The organism is Streptomyces sp. NBC_01451 (genome assembly GCF_036227485.1).
GTDB lineage: Bacteria > Actinomycetota > Actinomycetes > Streptomycetales > Streptomycetaceae > Streptomyces.
Genome location: NZ_CP109479.1, coordinates 9,984,619 through 10,004,256, shown reverse-complemented (window position 1 = coordinate 10,004,256; position 19,638 = coordinate 9,984,619). Strand labels below are relative to the sequence as shown.

General features: G+C 68.4%; 11 protein-coding genes and 1 pseudogene. 10 read left to right on the top strand and 2 right to left on the bottom strand.

Features of this window, described 5'->3' with window-relative positions:
* Positions 1-133 precede the first annotated feature (133 nt).
* The gene (locus tag OG595_RS44100; RefSeq protein ID WP_329283630.1) at positions 134-643 is read right to left on the bottom strand and encodes an acyl-CoA thioester hydrolase/BAAT C-terminal domain-containing protein; all 510 of its coding nucleotides are present in this window, start codon (positions 641-643) and stop codon (positions 134-136) included.
* A gap of 344 nt (positions 644-987) precedes the next feature.
* On the opposite strand from OG595_RS44100, the gene OG595_RS44095 reads away from it, so the two are divergent.
* Together OG595_RS44095 and OG595_RS44090 are read left to right on the top strand one after the other, a co-directional pair.
* Positions 988-3,126 carry a PP2C family protein-serine/threonine phosphatase gene (locus OG595_RS44095; protein WP_329282355.1) on the top strand — a complete coding sequence of 713 codons (2,139 nt, stop codon included), beginning with the start codon at positions 988-990 and terminating at the stop codon, positions 3,124-3,126.
* Positions 3,127-3,272: 146 nt separating this feature from the next.
* Positions 3,273-3,416, top strand: a pseudogene (locus tag OG595_RS44090) (ATP-binding protein); the annotation flags it as partial.
* A 135-nt stretch (positions 3,417-3,551) separates the two neighbouring features.
* Here the strand turns inward: OG595_RS44090 and OG595_RS44085 are convergent.
* The gene (locus OG595_RS44085) at positions 3,552-6,101 is read right to left on the bottom strand and encodes a GH32 C-terminal domain-containing protein (protein ID WP_329282353.1); all 2,550 of its coding nucleotides are present in this window, start codon (positions 6,099-6,101) and stop codon (positions 3,552-3,554) included.
* Positions 6,102-6,443: 342 nt separating this feature from the next.
* Here OG595_RS44085 and OG595_RS44080 point away from each other — a divergent pair, with 342 nt between their 5' ends.
* The 8 genes from OG595_RS44080 (at position 6,444) to OG595_RS44045 (ending at position 19,350) form a co-directional block, all read left to right on the top strand.
* Positions 6,444-7,445 (top strand): LacI family DNA-binding transcriptional regulator, encoded by a 1,002-nt coding sequence (locus tag OG595_RS44080; protein WP_329282350.1) that lies wholly within the window; start codon positions 6,444-6,446, stop codon positions 7,443-7,445.
* Positions 7,446-7,679: 234 nt separating this feature from the next.
* The gene (locus OG595_RS44075) at positions 7,680-8,687 is read left to right on the top strand and encodes a LacI family DNA-binding transcriptional regulator (protein WP_329282349.1); all 1,008 of its coding nucleotides are present in this window, start codon (positions 7,680-7,682) and stop codon (positions 8,685-8,687) included.
* A gap of 490 nt (positions 8,688-9,177) precedes the next feature.
* Complete coding sequence (locus tag OG595_RS44070; protein ID WP_329282348.1) at positions 9,178-10,476, top strand: extracellular solute-binding protein; 1,299 nt, start codon at positions 9,178-9,180, stop codon at positions 10,474-10,476.
* A gap of 34 nt (positions 10,477-10,510) precedes the next feature.
* Positions 10,511-11,497: a carbohydrate ABC transporter permease gene (locus OG595_RS44065; RefSeq protein ID WP_443073311.1), complete on the top strand. Its 987-nt coding sequence runs from the start codon at positions 10,511-10,513 to the stop codon at positions 11,495-11,497.
* A 6-nt stretch (positions 11,498-11,503) separates the two neighbouring features.
* Positions 11,504-12,391, top strand: coding sequence for a carbohydrate ABC transporter permease (locus tag OG595_RS44060; protein WP_329282343.1), 888 nt, complete (start codon positions 11,504-11,506; stop codon positions 12,389-12,391).
* Between the two features lie 61 nt (positions 12,392-12,452).
* The gene (locus tag OG595_RS44055; protein ID WP_443073390.1) at positions 12,453-14,753 is read left to right on the top strand and encodes a glycoside hydrolase family 3 N-terminal domain-containing protein; all 2,301 of its coding nucleotides are present in this window, start codon (positions 12,453-12,455) and stop codon (positions 14,751-14,753) included.
* A gap of 99 nt (positions 14,754-14,852) precedes the next feature.
* Complete coding sequence (locus tag OG595_RS44050; RefSeq protein ID WP_329282341.1) at positions 14,853-16,304, top strand: glycoside hydrolase family 32 protein; 1,452 nt, start codon at positions 14,853-14,855, stop codon at positions 16,302-16,304.
* A gap of 109 nt (positions 16,305-16,413) precedes the next feature.
* The gene (locus OG595_RS44045) at positions 16,414-19,350 is read left to right on the top strand and encodes a discoidin domain-containing protein (RefSeq protein ID WP_329282339.1); all 2,937 of its coding nucleotides are present in this window, start codon (positions 16,414-16,416) and stop codon (positions 19,348-19,350) included.
* Positions 19,351-19,638: the final 288 nt, after the last annotated feature.

Here is a 19,638-nt window from a genome sequence, read left to right as displayed (position 1 = left end):
ACCGACGAGTACTTCGCCGTCTCGGAGTAGGTCGAGGCACTCTACGACTCCCCCGTCAGTTGCCGGCCGACGCCGTCGGCACGGAGATGGCCAGGCTTCGCTGGGAGATGCACCGCCGGGTGCTCGGCAACGGCTACTCTGCTCGCCCCTGCGGGGACGCGGGCGCCGGGCTCTCGCCGGGAAAGCGCGGTCGATGGCCGGCATCGTGGCGGGCGATGAGATGCGCAGTGGTCCCGGCTGAGCGTCGGCGTTGTGCCAGTTGTTCGGCGAAGCGGAGAGAAGGCCACATCGCGTCGTCGCCACCGGCAACGAGCAGCAGATCGGCTCGGGCCCTTTCGACCGGGATCTCCGCCTGAGGGAGCAGGTAAACGAAGCTCCGCTCGCTGAGTTCGTACCAGCCGCGGATGGCGGCCGGACCGCTACCCGGGTTGACCGGAGTCCAGGAGTCATCCATCGGAACAAAAGGCAAGGCCCGCCCCTGCCAGGTCCAGGAAGAACGATACGGGCGCTGTTCCCCATCGCGGCCCGGACCCACATTGCACCAGACTCGCGACGTGGGCGACAGCGCGATAACAACGTCCACGCGCAGGTCGCGCACAGCCGTGAGAAGAGCTGCTTCAGCCCCCTTGGAGACACCGAGGATGCCTAACCGAGTCCTACCGCCTCGCTCACACCAAAGAACAGACAGAGCGCGCAGAGGCGAGGTGAAGCAGTTCCGTCGGCGGGAACGGTGCGGGCGGCTCTCCCACCGCTGGCCGAGAGAGAGCCACCAAAGAGCGTATCTGTCCCGTGGCCGGTGCGGCGACGTAGCGGCTGGACGCTGCGGTCAGGGCGCCGCCTGGACCGCAGTGGCTGAAGGGCCCCGCGTGTGTGAGCTTTCAATTTCTTCATTTAACGGTCAACAGCGAACTTAACCGCTGCCTGAGGAGCCGGCGTTTCTAAGGTCGTCCTTCAGACGACCCCGTGCAGGGGCAGAGAGGCGGGGGAATGTTGGAAGACGGTGCGGCGGACGGCGGTGAGCCCGCTCCGGCAGTGGCCAGGAGCGCGGAGCAGGGGTTGGGCAGGCTGAAGCAGGCTCTGGCGGTGGCGGCCGATCTGCCGGCCGTGACCGAGACGCTGGCGCATGCGTGCGTCTGGATGGGTCTGGTGGGCTGGGCGTTGATCCTTTACCAGGAGGACGGCACCCACCTCTTTCCCTGCTCCGTGGCCGGGCTCGGCCGACTGTGGCAGCCACCGCTGCGGCCGCTGGCCACCACCGAGTCGTGGCCGGTCACCCGGGCGGCCCTGGGCCAGGAATGCACCGGCTGCGACCGTACCGGCCCCTACCCGCTGCCGCCCGGTGGCGAAGCGGCTGCCTGGAGTGCGCTGCCACTGTCCGAGGGCCAGGGTGTCCTGGTGGCACTGCGGCCCGGCACGATGCCCTTCAACGAGGCTGAGCAGGAGTTCCTGCGGCACGCGGCACAGCTGACCACCCGGTACGTGCCCCACATGATCTCCACGGCCGCCGCGCCTGCGCCGACCCCGCACCTGCGAGACCTGCACCAGGGCGCCTTCTTCCTCGACCTGGCCACCGACACACTCGACGTCGACGAAATGTTCGCCCGGCTGCACGATCTGCCCGGTCCCGGCCGCTACCCGCTCACCAGGGTCCTGGCCCAACTGCCCCCAGGCGACCTGACGGACATCCAGCAGCTGCTGGGCACCCTGCGCAGCCGCCACGGCACCTATGAAGTGGCCTACCGGCTCGCCACCCCGGCCGACCGACCGCGCCACCTGCAAGCCCGCTGCACCACCACCGGAGACCCCACCGCTCCCCCCGCCCTGCTCTGCGGCCACGTCACCGATACCACCGGAGAAACAATCCGTGCCACGCAACGGGAGGAACACTTGCGTGAACAGCTGCGCCGCGCTGACCGCATGATCACTCTCGCGTCCAGTGCCGCAGGTGCCACCGGCACCTCGGAACTGGCCAAAGCAGCCTGCGAGGCACTGGCCGTCTTCGGCGCCGACGCCCTGGTCCTGGCCGAGGCCCACCAGGGCCGCACCCGCATCCTGACCACAGTCGGCTACGACGACGAACACCGCGCCGCCGTCACCGGCATCGCCCTGGACGCCCGCGCCCCCCTCACCGACGCACTGCGCGAGCAGGAACCGGTCTTCACCCCCTCCCACGAAGACCTCGTGGCCGCCTACCCCCACTACGCCGCCACCCTGCCCCGCCTCAAACGACACGCATGGGCCGCTCTGCCCCTCCCGCTCGCCCATCCCCAGACCACGGCGGCGTGCATGTTCTCCTTCGACCGCCCCCACGCCTTCGGCCCCTCCGACCAGGCCCTCCTCATCGCCGCGGCCGCCCTGCTCGGCCGCGCCCTGGACCGCTGCCGCGACTACGACACCGAACACGACCGCGCGGTCCAACTCCAGCGCGGACTCCTGCCCGCCTTCCTGCCCCAGCACCCCCGCCTGCACCTCGCCGCCTCCTACCATCCTGCCGCCCCCGGCGCCCACGCCGGCGGCGACTGGTACGACGCCTTCCCCCTCCCCGACGGCCGCATCGCCCTGGTCATCGGGGACGCAGAAGGTCACCACACCAAAGCAGCCATCCTCATGGGGCGCCTGCGCATCACCATTCGCGCCTACGCCGCCACCACCTCCGACCCCGCCGCCATCCTGCGCCGGACCAACCGTCTGCTCACCACCGACAACGACACCGACCCCGACCACGCCCTGCTCGCCACCTGCTGCATCATCGCCCTCGATCCGCACACCGGGCAGCTGGAATACGCCACCGCAGCCCACCCCGCCCCCCTCATGCACATCCCCGACGCCGTACTCACACCCGAGACGCTCCCCGGGCTTCCCCTCGGCATCCTGCCCGACACCGCCTACCCGTCCACCCGCCTCACCCTCCCTCCCGGCGGACGCATCCTCCTGCACACGGACGGCCTCACCGACACCCCCGACACCGACCCCGACGACGCCCTCCACCGCCTGCACACCGCCCTGCAGACCACCGCACAGCAGCCACCCGCCCTCGCCCTGCACCACATCACCGCCACCTGCTTGCCCACCCCCACCCCCCACGACGACTCCGCCCTCCTCCTGGCACACCGCACCCACACATGACGCCCCGCCCCGGCTCCAGGACGCGGGCACAACACCCGTCGCTCCCAAGTGACATCAAAAGTCGCCGCTGTTGGCCAAGGAACACAGCTCACAGCGACACTCCAAAACGCATCGAAACGACTCCCAAAGCGAGGTACACAGCCAGGGGCCAGGTCTTCGGCGACGAGGTCCTCGCCACAGCGATCCTCGACCGGCTCCTGCACCACTGCGAAATCGTCCCGGTCAACGGCCCCAGCTACCGGCTGAAGAACCGCCTCCAGGCCATCTCGCGCGAGACGGACGTGCCCTGACAGGTGGGGACGAGGAAAGGTACGCGACTGGATCTGAGTCCGTGCGCCGACACCGAGTTCCAGGCCATGGTCCCTTGCCGTGTCCGTGTGCCGGAAGCAATAACTGACCGTCCGGCGCACGGACCTGACGGCTCGTCACGGCCAGATGGACCTCAGCCGCCACGCCTGCATGCGGTTGAGGGCGGCGGTGCCGTCCTCGGCGAAGGTGTCGACGCCGGTGCTGGAGGGGTCGGGGAAGATCTGGTCGGTCAGGGTGACCTGTTCGCCCCGGGTGTTCTGGGCATAGACCTCGACGGAGGAGGCGTCGACGAGTACGTGCAGAATCAGCCGGCCGCCGTGGAGCGCGAGGGGGGCCCGCTGAACGCCGCCGAAGGTGGGGTCGAAGTCGGTGGCACCGGCGGCGGTGCGGTCGATGTAGACCTCGCCGGTGGTGGTGTCGTAGCCGATGCGGGTGCGCTGCCCGGCGCCGGTACGGACGTCCAGGCCGGAGCGGTCGGCGGTGCCCGGGGTCAGGTCGGCCTGGAGTTCCAGGCCGCTGCCGTGCACCGCGAGCGGGGTGGTGGTGTTCGTGACGCGGGTGCTGGGCACCCGGGTGCCGGCGCCGCGCAGGCCGGTCAGTTCGCGGACCGGCTGCTGGATCAGCTGGACCTTGCCGTTCACGGTCTTCAGGGAGAGCTCGCGGGGGAAGGAGTCGGCGCTGCGCCACGGGGTGGTGGGGATGGCCTGCCCGTAGTTCCAGTTGTTCATCCAGGCGGTCATGACGCGGCGGCCACCGGGGGTGTCGGTCCACGTGTTGGCCGCGTAGAAGTCGGCGCCGTAGTCGAGCCAGCGGGCACGCTGGGTGGTGGACAGGGCAGGCTTGTCGGCCGCGGTGAACTGGTCGGCGAGTACGTGTCCCCAGCCGCTGGAATTGGCGTCCACGATCTGGATCTGGACCTTCTCGCCCTTGTAGGCGCTGGTGTTGAACGAGGCCCAGTCCAGGTTCTCGGAGTCGGCGCCGGTGGCGCTCTGCACGATCTTGCCGTCCACCAGGAGGTTGACGCCGGTCTCGTCGGAACGGGGCTTGGCCTGGGTGTCGGAGAGGACGACGTGGTCGAGGTTGAGGTGGCCCCAGCCACCGGTGTTGTCGTCCTCGACCTTGATCTGGGCCCGCTTGCCCTGCAGATCGGACAGGTCCCAGGACGCCCAGTTCAAGGCCTCGGAGTTGGGACCGGTGGCGGAGCGCACCACCTTGCCGTCCACGATGAGCTCCACTGCGGTGGGCGCTTCGGAGCTCTCTGCGTGGTTGCCGCCGCCGATGAGGAAGTCCAGGTACTTCTTGTCGATGGTGAAGGTCGGCGAGGTGAGCGTGCCGGTGGAGGCGTCGCCGTTCAGGAAGCTGTTGGCGAGGCCGTCTCCGAGGTAGCCCGTGACCTGCCCCTGGCCGGGGAGCGTGCCCTGGGCGGGTCCGGTACCGAAGGCGTCGCCGGTCGTCGTCCAGTCGCCGATGGGGCTGGAGTAGGTGCTGCCCTCGAAGTCGGCGAGGGTTGCGCCTGTGGGTGCCGGGCCGTCGCCCAGGACGGAGCCGGGCCGGTGCGGGTGGTTGCCGCCGCCGACCTTGAAGTTGATGTAGTCGCTGGTCACGGTGAAGGCGGGTGAGGTCAGGGTGCCGGTGGAGGCGTCGCCGCCGTGGAAGCTGTTGGCGAAGTCCTTGCCCTCGAAGCCGGTGACGGTCTGCTGGCCGTCCACCGGTCCGGTCGCCGGTGCGCTGCCGAACGCGCTACCGGTGGCCGTCCAGTCGCCGAACGAGCCGGACTCGAAGTCCTGCACGACGGTGCCGCTCGGCGGGGTGTAGCTGCCGTTGTCGTCGGAGATGAACTCCGTGCCGTCGAAGTCTCCGACGAAGTACTGGGCGCCGGAGCCGCCCGCGATGCCGCCGGGGTTGAGGTTGACGGCCAGGACCCACTTGGTCTTCTTCGGGTTGCCGTCCACGGGCAGCGGGAACAGGTCCGGGCACTCCCACACCCCGCCGGTGGCGCCGGCGGGGCCGAAGTCGCTGAGGTGCGTCCAGTGCTTGAGATCGGGAGCGCTGTAGAAGGCGATCTTGTGCTGGTCGGCGAGGGCGACCGCCATCAGCCAGCTCTTGGTGGGGGCGTACCAGAAGACCTTGGGGTCACGGAAGTTGGTCGAGCCGATGTCGAGGACCGGGTTTCCGGAGTACTTCGTCCAGGTGGTGCCGCCGTCGGTGCTGTAGGCGAGGGCCTGCTCCTGCTTGCCGGTGGCCTTCTGCGCGCTGGTGTAGACGGCGACCAGCGGCGGGTTCTTCTTGGTGCCGAAACCGGTGGTGTTGTTCTTGTCCAGCACCACACTGCCGGAGAAGATCATTTCCTGGTCGTCCTGGGGGATGGCCACCGGGAGTTCCTTCCAGTGGACCAGGTCGGTGCTGACGGCGTGGCCCCATGACATGTTGCCCCAAGTGTTGCCGTCCGGGTTGTACTGGAAGAACAGGTGGTACCGGCCCTTGTAGTAGATCAGTCCGTTGGGGTCGTTCATCCAGTTCTGGGCCGGAGTGAAGTGGAACTGGGGCCGGTACTGCTCGTGGTACAGGGTGTCGGCCATGGCCGGGGAGGCGGCGACCAGGCCGAGCCCGGACAGGACGGCCAGCGCGGCGAGGAGTCTGCGACGCGGACGAGTCGTTCTGGACATGGCGGCTCCTTGCAGGCATGCGGGCTTCGGTCCAGCCGTACGGGGTTCTGGCGCGTGACGAGTGACGCTTGAGGCATCCCGGGTGCAGGTAAAGGCAGCGGCTCCGCCGTGGTCCCGTCCGAGGCCATGGGCGGGCCCGCCTGACCGGGACGGCACGGTGCCGGCGGTTCCGGTCAGCCCTGGAAACGTTTCGCCGAACGTAGGGGCACCATGTCGCCGAAGTCCAGACCCTGCGCAGGAAAACTCCCGAATGCGAGGATGAGGACGGCTTCACCGCGCCATCGACCACAGGGGGAAACGTTGCCCAGCGAGCAGAACGGCACAGGCCGACGAGCGGCGACCATGCGCGACGTCGCGACCGCCGCCGGGGTGGGGCTCGCCACCGTCTCCCGGGTCGTCAACGGCAAGCCCGTCACTCCCGACCTGGCGGAACGAGTGACGCGCGCGGCCGAGTCGCTCGGCTACCGCCTCGATCTGACGGCCAGCAGCCTGCGCCGGGCCGACCGCCGCACCAGCACCCTCGGCCTGGTCCTGGAGGACGCGGCCAACCCCTTCTCCGCCGCGCTGCACCGCGCGGTGGAGGACGCCGCCACCGAGCGCGGCGTGCTGGTCCTGGCCGGGTCCACCGACGAGGACCCGGTCCGCGAACGCGGCCTGCTCAAGACCTTCACCGGCCGCCGGGTCGACGGCCTGATCGTGGTACCCACCGGACAGGCCGACGCCGACCTCGACGCGGCCCGCCGCGTCGGCACACCGGTCGTCTGCGTGGACCGCCCCACCACAGCGCCGCAGGTGGACGCCGTGACGGTGGACAACCGCGCGGGCCTGCGGGCGGCGGTGAAAAGGCTGCACGCGGCAGGCCACCGGCGCATCGCCTTCCTCGGAGACCTCCGCACCATCTGGACGGCCGAGGAGCGTTACGCCGGGTTCGCGGAGGGGCTGACGGAGACGGGATGCGTCCTGCACCGCTCCCTTGTGAGGCGTGGCCTGCACGGTGCGGAGGCCGCCCAGGTAGCGACCCGAGAGCTCCTGACCCTCGCTCATGCGCCCACCGCGCTGATCTCCGGCCAGAATCTCCTGACCGTCGGGGCCCGCATGGCCCTGCAGGAACTCCGCCTGCAGCACCGGGTGGCGCTGATCGGCTTCGACGACCTGCCGTTGGCCGCTCTCCTCGAACCCGGCATCTCGGTGATCGCCCAGGATCCCGCCGCGATCGGCCGGGAAGCCGCCGACCTGCTGTTCGACCGTCTCGACGGCGAGCGCGGCTCCGCCCGCCACCGCGTGCTGACCACCCGCTACCTCGCCCGCGGCTCCGGCGAAATCCCCGCCGCGGAGGACCGCTGACGACCGTCTCCGGCACGGCGTCCCGGGTACTAGCGGGGTGTCCGGGGGCTCGGAAATTCTCTGTAAACGAATTGATTCCGATGTGTTGACGGGCTGAGCCGCTCGGTGCTTCACTGCCGGAACCGGTACCGAAACCGGTTCCGGAACCGCTCCCGGTATCGGTTCCGCGAGTCTCTGTACGATCGGCCCTCGGTGCGGGAGGACATTCCCGCCGCTACATGGAGAGGAGGTGGCATGGGAGTCACCATCGCCGACGTGGCCGCCCGGGCCGGCGTCAGCAAGACGACGGTCTCACGCGTGCTGAACAGCAAGGGCGAGATCAACGAGAACACCGTCCTGAAGGTCCGCAAGGCGATCTCGGAGCTCGGCTATGTGCCGAGCGCCGGTGCGGTCGGCCTCGCCCGCGGCACGACACAGATAATCGGCATGCTGGTCCCTGACCTGGCCTGGGCCTGGGCCGGCATCGTGCAGGCGGTCGTCGAGACGCTGGAGACCGAGGGCTTCGGACTTCGCATGCTGACCTGGAACCACGGTGAGGAGTCACTGCGCCGCCTGGGTCTGCAGGTCGCCGCCAAGTCGTTCGACGGCCTGCTGGTGATTGAACCCGAGGGCGCCATGGGCTACATCACGGAACTCCACGAAGCAGGGCTGCCGGTCGTGCTGATAGACGACCGCTTCCAGCGGCCGGGGTTCCCCTACGTGGCCACCACCAACCGGGAGGGGGGTGCGCAGGCTGCGCGGCACCTCCTGGAAATCGGGCGCCGTCGCCCCCTGGTCGTGACCGGCCCCGATGCGTTCGGCTGCACCCGGGAGCGGCTGGGCGGCTTCGTCGATGTCTATGCGGAAGCCGGGATCGAGATCGACCAACGCAGCATCATCGGCGGCGACTTCCAGTTCGAACGCTGCCGGAGCGCGATCGCGGACGCTCTCGCGGACGGCCTGGAGTTCGACGCGGTCTTCGCGCACAACGACCCCTCGGCGGCCGGCGTGCTCACCGCACTGCACGAGGCCGGTCTGTGGGTTCCGCAGGATGTCGCCGTGGTGGGATTCGACGACGTCGAGATGGCCTCGTACACCTATCCGGCACTGACCACCATCCGCCAGCCCATGCGGGAGATGGGTGCGGCGGCGGCGCGTCTGCTGCTGGATCACGTGCGCGGAGTGCCGAAGGCGGCCCCGTCGTGCGTCATTCCCACCAGTCTCGTGGTCCGGGGCTCGACGTTACGGCCGAGCCCGAACTGACGCCGTGTCATCACGATGCTTACGGCGTCGGCGTCCCATCGAACCGTCCGTCTCCGCCGCTCCTGTCCAGCCCCGCAGGCGGAGACGGACCCCATCCCGACACAAAACCGACCCCACCGGATCTCGCGCAGGCCGGTAGGCCGTCCAGCTCGACCTGAAGCCGGTGCACGTACCGGCACGACCGGCCCCTTCGTCCTTCGGCCGGCCTCACCACCCTGCACGCGCAACCATGTTCACGCGTCACCGCCGAGGTGCCCTTTCCGTCTGCACCTCCCCGACCCGGCACACCGAGCGGCACGTCTGGCCTCTCACGCCCGGCCGCTACCGCTGCGGGACGGACGCTCCGGCCGCGACCCGCGGCTGACCGCCGGTGCCAGGCAACCGCGGACGGTCTCCACGTAACGAGCCGGCCCATCCGGACGCCCGCCCGCTGCCACTTCCTCTCCGCCGCCCCCCGCGCCTGTCTCGCTCAATGGCAAGGAGCCGCAATATGCGTACCCCTACTCGTCACACCGTCAGAACAGTCCAGGTCCTGTGCGTCACCGTCACGGCAGCCCTGGTGGCGACCGGCTGCGGCCGCAGCGCCGACTCCGGGCCCGGCACGGACGCCCCCGCGACGCTGGGCAGCGGCAAGGCAACCGGCAAGGTCATCATGTGGTCCATGGGCGACCCCGACAAGTCCCTCCAGAGTCTGGCCGAGAAGTTCGAGCAGCAGAACCCCGGCGTGAAGGTCCAGATCACCCCGGTGCCCTGGGCCTCCGCCCACGACAAGCTCACCACCGCCATCGCCGGCGGCAACACACCCGACATGTCAGTGATCGGCACCACCTGGATGGCCGAGATGGCCGGCATGAACGGCTTCCAGGCCACCCCGACGTCGATCAAGTCGTCGGACTTCTACCCGGGTCAGTGGGACACCACGAAGTACAAGGACACCTCCTACGGCGTCCCGTTCATCGCCGACACCCAGGCGGTCTACTACCGTAGCGACCTCACGGCGAAGGCCGGTATCAAGGGCGCCCCGGCAAGTGACTGGGCCGGTTACCTGAAGGATCTGAAGGCCATCCAGGCCACCGCGGGCAAGCAGAACCCCAAGCTGCGCCACGCCAGCGGGCTGTCGATCGGCTTCAACTCCTGGATCTTCCTGCTGCCGCTGGTCTGGCAGCAGGGCGGCGACATCTACGACCCGAGCACCAAGAAGTTCACCTTCGACTCGCCGGAGGTCGCCAAGGCACTGGAGTACTACGCGAGCATCCCGACAGAGGGCTTGGCGCCCACGGACAAGACGGACAGCCTGCAGGCTTTCCAGGACGGACAGATCGCCGTCTACAAGGACGGCGCGTGGGTCAGCGGCAGCCTCCGCAAAGACGCCCCGAAGCTGGACAGCAAGTGGAAGACCATGCCGCTGCCGAAGGGCACGCAGGCGGCCGGGTTCGCCGGCGGCAGCGACCTGGCGGTGTTCAAGGACGCCAAGAACTCCGACGCGGCATGGAAGTTCGCCAAGTTCCTCACCGAACCCGCCAACCTCGCCGCCTACGCGAAGGCAACGGGCTCCCTTCCCGCCACACCGGGAGCGTGGGACGAAGCGAAGCTGAGCGACGACGAGGCGATGCAGGCGTTCGCCGAGCAGCTCAAGGTCAGCAAGGCGCCGCCCGCCATCACCACCTGGCAGCAGGTCGCCGACGCCATCGACTCCGAACTGGAGAAGCTGAGCCTCGGCAAGGCCACCGTCGCCCAGGCGCAGAAGGACCTGCAGTCCAAGGCCACCGGCATCGGCACAGGCCGCTGAACGGCCGCCACGTGAGCACCCCTCGTACGGACGGATGACATCCATGTCCACGAAAACACTCCCCGGGCGGGGCGACACCCACGAACCGACCACCGCACGGCCCGTGAGAGGCGCCGGCCGTGGGAGAGTCGCCCTCCGCAGCACCGCGCGCGGCAGGCAGACGCGGGCCGCGTGGATCCTCGCGGCTCCCTTCCTCGTCCTGTTCCTGGCGTTCATGCTGCTGCCGGTCGTCTGGTCGCTGCTGATGAGCCTGACCGACACACAGAGCGTCGACCTGCGGACCCCGTTGAACGTGTCCTTCACCGGCTTCGACAACTACGTACGGCTGTTTGAGGACGAGCAGTTCGTTCATGCTCTGCGCAACACAGCCGTGTTCGTCCTGGTCGGTCTGCCGCTGACGCTGGCCACCGGACTCGCCGCGGCGGTCGCCCTCAACAGCGGAATCGGCCGCTTCCGGGCCGTCTTCCGGGTCGGCTTCTACCTCCCGGTGATCACCAGCGTCGTGGCGGTCGCAGTGGTATGGAAGACGTTGCTGGAGCCGCAGGCGGGGCTGGTGAACACGGTTCTGGGATGGTTCGGGATCGACGGTCCGGCATGGCTGGCGGACACCCGGCTCGCTCTCCCCGTCATGATCGTCATGGCCGTGTGGCGCAACCTCGGCACCGTGATGATCATCATGCTGGCGGGTCTGCAGTCCGTGCCGCAGTCCCTGATGGAGGCGGCCGAACTCGACGGTGCAGGGGCCTGGCAGCGGTTCTGGCGGGTCACCTTCCCGCTCCTGCGCCCGGCCCTGCTGCTGACCGCGGTCACGACCGGTATCGGCTATCTGCAGTTCTTCGACGAGCCCTTCGTGATGACCGACGGCGGACCGCTGGACTCCACTCTCTCCGCCACGATGTACGCCTACAACCAGTTCGGCAACGGCAACTACGACGTTGCGTCGGCCGCCGGTTACGTCGTCTTCGTCCTCATCATCGCGCTGACCGTGCTGCAGTTCCGCGTGCTGCGAGACAAGGACTGATACCCCATGAGCACTCTCTCCGCCCTCCGGACGGCCGGGCCTGGCACAGACCGGACTCTACGACGGCGCCGTATCCGACAGAAATGGGGCCATCCCTGGCTGTATCTGCCGCTGTTCGGCTGCCTGCTGCTGATGGTCACGCCGTTTCTGTGGATGCTCTCCGGCTCCTTCAAGCCCGAGGCGGACATCCGCAAGGTGCCGCCGGTCCTGGTCCCCACCGCGCCCACGCTGGCCAGCTACCGGCAGCTGTTCAGCAGCCTGGACTTCACCACCATGTTCGCCAACTCGGTGATCGTGGCCCTGGCCGTGACGGCGGGCAACCTGCTGTTCTGCTCCATGCTCGGCTACGCCCTGGCCAAGCTGGACTTCCGCGGCCGACGTGCCGTGTTCAGTCTGGTCATCGGCACCCTGATGGTGCCGGGCCTGGTCACCTTCGTACCCCTGTACGTCCTGGTGGCCAACATGAAGCTGACCGGCTCCCTACTCGGGCTGATCCTGCCGTTCCTGGCCGCTCCGTTCGGGGTGTTCCTGATGCGGCAGTTCATCTCCACCCTGCCCGACGAACTCATCGACGCCGCCCGCGTCGACGGCTGCCGTGAACTGGCCATCTACTGGAAGATCATCCTGCCTCTGACCAGGCCGGCCCTGGCCACGCTGGGGATCATCACCTTCCTGGGTTCCTGGAACAACTTCCTGTGGCCCCTGGTCGTGGCCCAGAACGAGGACCAGTACACCCTTCCCGTCGGCCTCGCCCTGGCCAGCAGCGGACAGGACTTCACCCGCTTCGGCGTCCTCCTCGCCGGCGCTGTCGTCGTCCTGCTCCCCGTGATGGTCGTCTTCCTCCTCTTCCAGCGCCACTTCGTCGCCGGCATCGCCACCACCGGCCTGAAGTGACCTCCCTCGCCTGCCCCCGTCACCTCTCTGACCTGTGACGACTCATGACTTGGAGACCATAGTGGGACACCCGGTCCGCTCTGCCGTGTACCTGGATCCGGACGCGTCCGTGGAAACGAGAACCGAGGACCTGCTGTCCCTGATGACCTTGCAGGAGAAGGTCGGACAGTTGCTGATGCTCGACGCCCAGCACGGGGACCTCGACGACATCGTGTCGGCCAAGCTGGCCGGGTCGGTCCTGCATGTGACACCCGCGCGGATGCCGGAGGCCATGGAACGGGCCCGGCGGACACGGCTCGGTATTCCGCTGCTGACCGCCGACGACTGCATCCACGGCCACTCCTTCTGGCCGGGCGCGACCATCTTCCCCACACAGCTCGGCATGGCCTGCACCTGGGATCCCTCTCTCATCCACCGGGTCGCCCGTGCGTCCGCGACCGAGATCTCGACGACCGGGATCCACGGGACCTTCTCCCCGGTGCTGTGCATCACCCGCGACCTGCGCTGGGGCCGGATCAACGAGACGTTCGGCGAGGACCCTTACCTGATAGGCGAGTTGGGGGCAGCCATGGTGCGCGGCTACCAGGGTGAGGGCCTCGGCGACCCGACCGCCGTACTGGCCTACGCCAAGCACTTCGCGGGCTACTCCGAGACCCTGGGCGGACGCGACGCCAGCGAGGCGGATCTCAGCCCGCGCAAGCTGCGCTCGTGGTTCCTGCCCCCGTTCGAGCGGGCGGCCCGGGCCGGCTGTCGCGGCTTCATGCTGGGCTACCAGTCGATCGACGGTGTGCCCATCACCGCCAACGAGTGGCTCATCAACGACGTGCTCAAGGGCGAATGGGGCTTCACCGGCACGCTGGTGACCGACTGGGACAACGTCGGCCGGATGGTCTACGACCAGCGGACCTGCGCCGACTACGCCGAGGCGGCGGCGGTCGCCGTCAACTCCGGAAACGATCTGGTCATGGCCACGCCCGCGTTCTTCGAGGGCGCCCAGGAGGCGGTCGCCCGCGGCCTGGTCGAGGAGAAGCAGATCGACGACGCGGTACGGCGGGTGCTGCGGCTGAAGTTCGAACTCGGGCTCTTCGAGGACCCCCGCGCCCCCGACCCCGAGCGGCAGGCGCAGGTGATCGGCTGCCGCGAGCACGCCGATCTCAACCTCGAGACCGCCCGACGTTCCCTCGTACTGCTGCGCAACGAGGGGATCCTGCCCCTCGAAGGCGGGCTGACCGCTGACGGAACCGGCCGCGCCACGGGCCAGGGCACGCCACGCACGATCGCGGTCATCGGCCCCAACTCCGACAGCCCGGAGGCCATGCTCGGCGACTGGGCGGGGGCCACCGGCCAGGTGCCGTGGATGCCCGACGGACATCCACGCGAGTTGGTGGAGACGGTGCTGGACGGCCTGCGCGCCGTCGTCCCCGCCGACTGGACGATCACGCACGCCCGCGGAGCCGACATCGAAAGCCCAGCCTTCGACCCCGACCAGTGGGTCGCCGGGCCCGACGGCCAGCCGCAGCCGCCCGTGTTCCTCCCCGCCCCGGCCGACGAGGCACAGCTTCGGGAGGCCACCGCCGCTGCCGAGGCCGCGGACTACGCCGTCGTGGTCGTGGGGGACACCAAGGCCCTGACGGGCGAGGTGCGCTCCACAGCCACCCTCGACCTCCAGGGAGGCCAGATCGCGCTGCTGGACGCGGTCGCCGCCACCGGCACGCCCATGATCGTCGTACTCGCCCAGTCCAAGCCGAGCACCCTCCCCGACTCGGCACTGAACGCGGCAGCGCTCGTCGAGGCGTTCAACCCGGGCATGCGCGGCGGCCGTGCCGTCGCCGAACTCCTCCTCGGACTCACCGAACCCAGCGGCCGGCTCCCGGTCTCCTTCGCACGCCACGTCGGGCAGCAGCCGGTCTACTACAACCAGGTGCGGGGCCAGCACGGTCACCGCTACGCGGACCTCACCCAGGACCCCCTGTTCGCGTTCGGCGAGGGCCTGAGCTACACCACCGTCACCTACTCCGGCCTCACCGTGCACGAGGACGAGGTCTCCGCCGACGGCACCGTCCACGCCACGGTGCGGCTCACCAACAGCGGAAGCCGTCCGGCCCTGGAGACTGTCCAGGCGTACGTCAGTGACCTGACCACCAGCGTCACGTGGGCCGAGCAGGAGCTGAAGGCGTTCACCCAGGCCGAAGTCCCGCCCGGCGAAACCCTCGCCGTCGACATCAGCGTCCCTGCCGGACACTGCTCACTCGTCACCGCCGACAACCGTCGCGTGGTCGAACCAGGCGAGTTCATGCTCCGCGTCGGCCCCAGCTCACGACGGGAGCACCAGCTCAGCGTGGGATTCCGCATCCGGGCCTGAACGCCGTTTGCGGGACATGCGAACGCTGCTCGAAGCCCCCGCCCAGCCGATCCCTGACCCGGCTGGGCGGGCACCTCTGAACCACCGAAAGGCACGCGTGTGTCCACCACACCCCTCGATCCGCACCACCCCGTGGCGCACCTGCGCCCGCCCCGCAACTGGATCAACGACCCCAACGGGCTGGTCTTCCACGACGGCCACTACCACCTCTGCTACCAGTACAACCCGTACGGAGCGACCCACGCGAACATGCACTGGGGCCACTTCCGCAGCCCCGACCTGCTGAGCTGGGAGCCGCTGCCGACCGCGCTGTCCCCGACGCCCGGTGGCGTGGACGCCGATGGCTGCTTCTCCGGCAACGCCGTCGACGACGGAGACCGGCTCGTCGCCTTCTACTCCGCACACCGCGAGGACCGCTCGTTCCAGCACCAGCCGGTCACCTCCGCCGTCTCCCACGACGGCGGCCGGACCTTCCGACCGCGGGGCGAACTGCTCATCCCCGAGCTGCCCGAGGGCTGCACCATGTACCGCGACCCGTACGCCTGGCGGGACGGCGACAGCTGGCGGATGCTGGTCGGCGCCGCTCTCGCCGACGGCCGCGCCGCCGCCCTCCTCTACGACTCACCCGACCTGGAGAACTGGACCTACCGAGGCCCCTTCGCCACCCGACACCCGGAGCCCATCGGCGGCACCGAGCAGCTCACCGGCGAGGGCTGGGAGTGCCCCCAATACCTCCCGGCAGCCGGCGGAAGAGGCGCCCTCCTCGTCAGCACCTGGAATCACCACACCGGCCCGCAGCGCGTCGCAGCCCTGATCGGCGAAGAGCACGACGGTCGTTTCAAGGCCGACGCGCCGGTGTGGGCAGACCACGGCCCCGACTTCTACGCACCCGCGCTCCTGCGCGCACCTGGCGGCAGATGGCTGCTGTGGGGCTGGTCATGGGAAGCCCGCGACCAAGCCTGGACCGTTACGGACGGATGGGCCGGCGTCCTCACCCTGCCCCGCGAGATCCACGTCGGCGACGACAACACACTGCGCCAGCAGCCCGCCACCGAACTGCTCGCCCTGCGTGGCGAACACACCGTCCACGCCCGGGGCGAGACACACGGCCCCCAGCCGGTGGACCTCGGCGACGTGGGCCGGGCCTTCGACCTGACGGCCCGCCTGCAACCCACCGCGGACGCCGCTCTGCGACTGCTCACCAACCCGGACGGCTCGGAATACCTCGACATCCGCCTCGATGCCGAGGCCGGCGAACTGGTCGTCGACCGCGAGGACGCCTCGCTGGACACCCGGGCCCACGGCGGCTCGTACCGGATGCCCTGCCCCACCGGTCACCCCGTCGATCTGCGTGTGGTCGCCGACCACTCCATCGCCGAGGTCTTCCTGACCACCACCGGCCAGGTCCTCACCCTGCGCTTCTACCCGACAGGACAGGGACCTTGGCGCCTGCAGGCCCGCACCGCGTCAGGTGCGAGTCTCGGATTCGCGGTCGACGCGTGGCAGCTGCACCCGCTCGTGATCAAGGAGCCGAGCACCGGCGCCGCGTAGTAGGCAGGCACTGACGCCGACGGCGTCGCCCGGGAGCCGACTCGAAACCGCTCCCCCTCCCCCACCTGGCTTCAAGCACCCGACACACAGGTCCGAAGGAGGATCTTCGATGAGCTCGTACGGTCTCGGACGACGCCAGTTTCTCACCACCGCCATCGGCGTCGCCGCCGCCTGGACGCAGGTTTCCGAAAACGCCGTCGCCGCCACGCTGCGGGAGGAAGCCTCACACGGCAACTCCGTGCGTGTCTGGCTGACAGACGTCTCAGCAGAGAAATGGGTCGCTCCTCAAAGCGCCGTGCGTTTCGAAACGAAGCGCACGGCCAACCCGCTCACGATCAAGGTAGACGACAGCGTCAAGTACCAAAGAGTCCAGGGGTTCGGTGCGGCCATGACCGACTCCGCAGCCTGGCTCATCAACAAGCTGCCCAGCGCCGGTCGAACCAAGTTGATGCAAGAACTTTTCGACCCCTCAAGGGGCATCGGCCTCAGCATGGTCCGCTCCCCGATGGGTGCCACGGACTTCAACGCATCCGGAAGCTACTCCTACGACGACATGCCTGCGGGGCAGACGGATCCGGCCCTGTCCCACTTCTCCGTCCAACATGACGCGTCGTACATCATTCCCGCCCTGCGGCAGGCTCTCGCGCTCAACCCGTCCATCAAGATCCTGGCCACCCCCTGGAGCCCGCCGGGCTGGATGAAGACCTCCGATTCCATGGTGGGAGGCACCCTCAAGAGCGAGTGCACCGCCGAACTGGCCGACTACTTCGTCAAGTTCATCCAGGCGTACCGCAAGGCCGGCGTGCCGATCTCCTACATCTCACCGCAGAACGAACCGATGGGCACGCCCACCTGGCCGGGCATGTTCCTGTCCGCCTACCAGGAATCCCAGGTGATCCAGGAGATCGGCGAGGCGTTCGAGGCCAACGGTATATCCACGAAGATTCTGGCGTGGGACCACAACTGGGATGTGCCCTCGTATCCCGAGACGATTTTCAAGGATCCCGCGGCCTCGAGGTACGCCGCCGGAACCGGATGGCACATCTACAGCGGAAACCCGAGTTACCAGACCCTCGTCCACAACGACTATCCGGGCAAGGAGGCCTATCTCACGGAAGCCACCGGAGGTCTTTGGCAGGGCGACAACCAGACGGCGTTCAACGAAGCACTGGGCACGTGGATCATCGACAGCATGCGCAACTGGGCGAACGGCGTGATGCTCTGGAACATCGCACTGGACCCCGGCATGGGCCCGCTCAACAGCGACACCGACGGCATCCCCATGTGCCGGGGACTGGTCACGATTGATCCGGCCGGCGGCAAGGTGTCCTACAACGTGGACTACCACGCCCTCGCTCACGCCAGCAGGTTCGTCAAGCCCGGAGCGCATCGGATCTACTCGAACAGCTTCGGGGAGGGAAGCATAGAGAACGTCGCCTTCCGGAACCCGGACGGTTCCAAGGTTCTGATCGCCTACAACTCGGGGAGTTCGGCGAAAACCTTCAGCGTCGCGGACAGAACACAGTCGTTCGACTACACCCTGAACGCCGGCGACGCCGTCACCTTCACCTACTCGGGGCTCACGCAGAGCGGCAGGATCCCCGCCGCGGCCAAGGTCTCGGACCCGACGCACGACTTCACGTTCAGCTCACCGTCCGGTCCCGTCACCATCACCTACGATCCGGCACTACTGCCCTACCAGAACACCATCCACGCCGGAAACGACCTGATCACGTACTCCCTGCCGATCGGAGCTTCCGTCCGGACGACGGGAGGGGTGCTGAGCCGTGACGAGTGGACCGCCACGGCGTCGGCGAGCGCGGACTGGGGTGTGGCCGCGAGCGCGATCGACGGCGATATCAACACCCGGTGGAATCTCGGGCACGGGATGACGAGCGGCGACTGGTTCCAGATCGATCTGGGCAGCTCCACCAGCTTCAACAAAATCGTCCTCGACACCGGGAAGGACAATTCGTTCGACTACATCACCAGATATCAGGTGTATGTCTCGGACGACGGTGTCGACTGGGGCGCCGCGATCGCCAGCGGCAGCGGCGGCATAGGAACGGTGACCGTCACGATACTGGCCCGGAAGGCGCGGTACATCCGCGTAGCCAGTACCGCGACATCCGGCTTCTGGTGGTCCATCGCCGAAATCGATGTGTACGGTTCTCCGCGTGGAACCGGATCGATGACGGCTCCGGCCGCGGTGTCGAAGGGCCTTGAGCTGAAGACCTGGACCAGCTCGGAAGGGTCGCACGTCACCGTGGTGTTCAACAAAACCGCCAGGAGCCAGAGTTTCCCGGTGTCCGACGACGGCTCCTATGTCTACGAACTCCCCAGTGGGACGTCGGCGATGTTCACGACCAAGAAGTTGTCGAGTCTCCCGGTGCCCGTGTTCAGCGGTGTGACGCCGAGCGAAGGCATGCCGCGCTCCAGGTTCACGATCAGCGGTTCCGGTTTCGGTGACACGCAGGAGCTGGGCACCGTGTATTTCGGATCAGCCTTCGCCGGCATAGACAGCTGGTCGGACACCAGAATCAGCGCTTATGTTCCGGATGGAGTTCCGTCAGGGAAACACACGATCTCCGTGAACGCAGCGGGCGGAGTCGCTGCGGGTGGATCTTCCTTCGACGTCATGGATCTGGCCTCCGCGCTGCCCCGGACGGGATGGGTCGCGACGGCATCGGATGCGAGTTCCGGCGACGCCCCCGGAAAGATGCTGGACGGTGACTCCGGCACTCGGTACAGCTCCGGAACAGGGCAGTACAGCGGCCTCTGGATCCAAGTCGACATGGGCCAGACGCAAACCTTCGACAAGATCGTGCTGGATGTCGGCAGCAGCACTGGCGACTACGCGCGAAGCGCAGACGTATACGCGTCCACGGACGGAACCGACTGGACCAAGGTTTCTTCCGTAACAGACGGCCAACGCGTCCAACTGGTCTCCTTCCCGACGCAGTCGGCTCGCTACATCAAGGTCGTCAACACCGGCGACGTCCCGAGCAACTGGTGGTCAATCGCGGAATTCAACGTATACGGCTGACCTCGGGCGAAGCCCCGTCGTGGTTCGGCGCCAGGACGCTGCCACGTGAGGCAGGACAGGTGATCGAGCTGCGCCTCGTGCCGATGCCCTGCCTCTGAGGCCAATGTGCGATCACTCTCGGCAGGCAGCCCGTGGCGGCCGCCTGCCGAGCTTGGCCTCGGGTCCAGCTGCGGCCGTACATCGTTTACGGCGCAGCATGTGCTGACAGCTCCACAGGTACGTCGGAGCGCAACCCGGTCGCACGCACGCGACGGGCGGCGTTCCCAGCGCGAAGAGCCGACCTTCACT

What these genes read in the sequence shown, in the direction of transcription:
- OG595_RS44095 (WP_329282355.1), top strand. Translation starts at nt 988, where the DNA reads ATGTTGGAAGACGGTGCGGCGGACGGCGGTGAGCCCGCTCCGGCAGTG.
- OG595_RS44085 (WP_329282353.1), bottom strand. Translation starts at nt 6,101, where the DNA reads ATGTCCAGAACGACTCGTCCGCGTCGCAGACTCCTCGCCGCGCTGGCC.
- OG595_RS44080 (WP_329282350.1), top strand. Translation starts at nt 6,444, where the DNA reads ATGCGCGACGTCGCGACCGCCGCCGGGGTGGGGCTCGCCACCGTCTCC.
- OG595_RS44075 (WP_329282349.1), top strand. Translation starts at nt 7,680, where the DNA reads ATGGGAGTCACCATCGCCGACGTGGCCGCCCGGGCCGGCGTCAGCAAG.
- OG595_RS44070 (WP_329282348.1), top strand. Translation starts at nt 9,178, where the DNA reads ATGCGTACCCCTACTCGTCACACCGTCAGAACAGTCCAGGTCCTGTGC.
- OG595_RS44065 (WP_443073311.1), top strand. Translation starts at nt 10,511, where the DNA reads ATGACATCCATGTCCACGAAAACACTCCCCGGGCGGGGCGACACCCAC.
- OG595_RS44060 (WP_329282343.1), top strand. Translation starts at nt 11,504, where the DNA reads ATGAGCACTCTCTCCGCCCTCCGGACGGCCGGGCCTGGCACAGACCGG.
- OG595_RS44045 (WP_329282339.1), top strand. Translation starts at nt 16,414, where the DNA reads ATGAGCTCGTACGGTCTCGGACGACGCCAGTTTCTCACCACCGCCATC.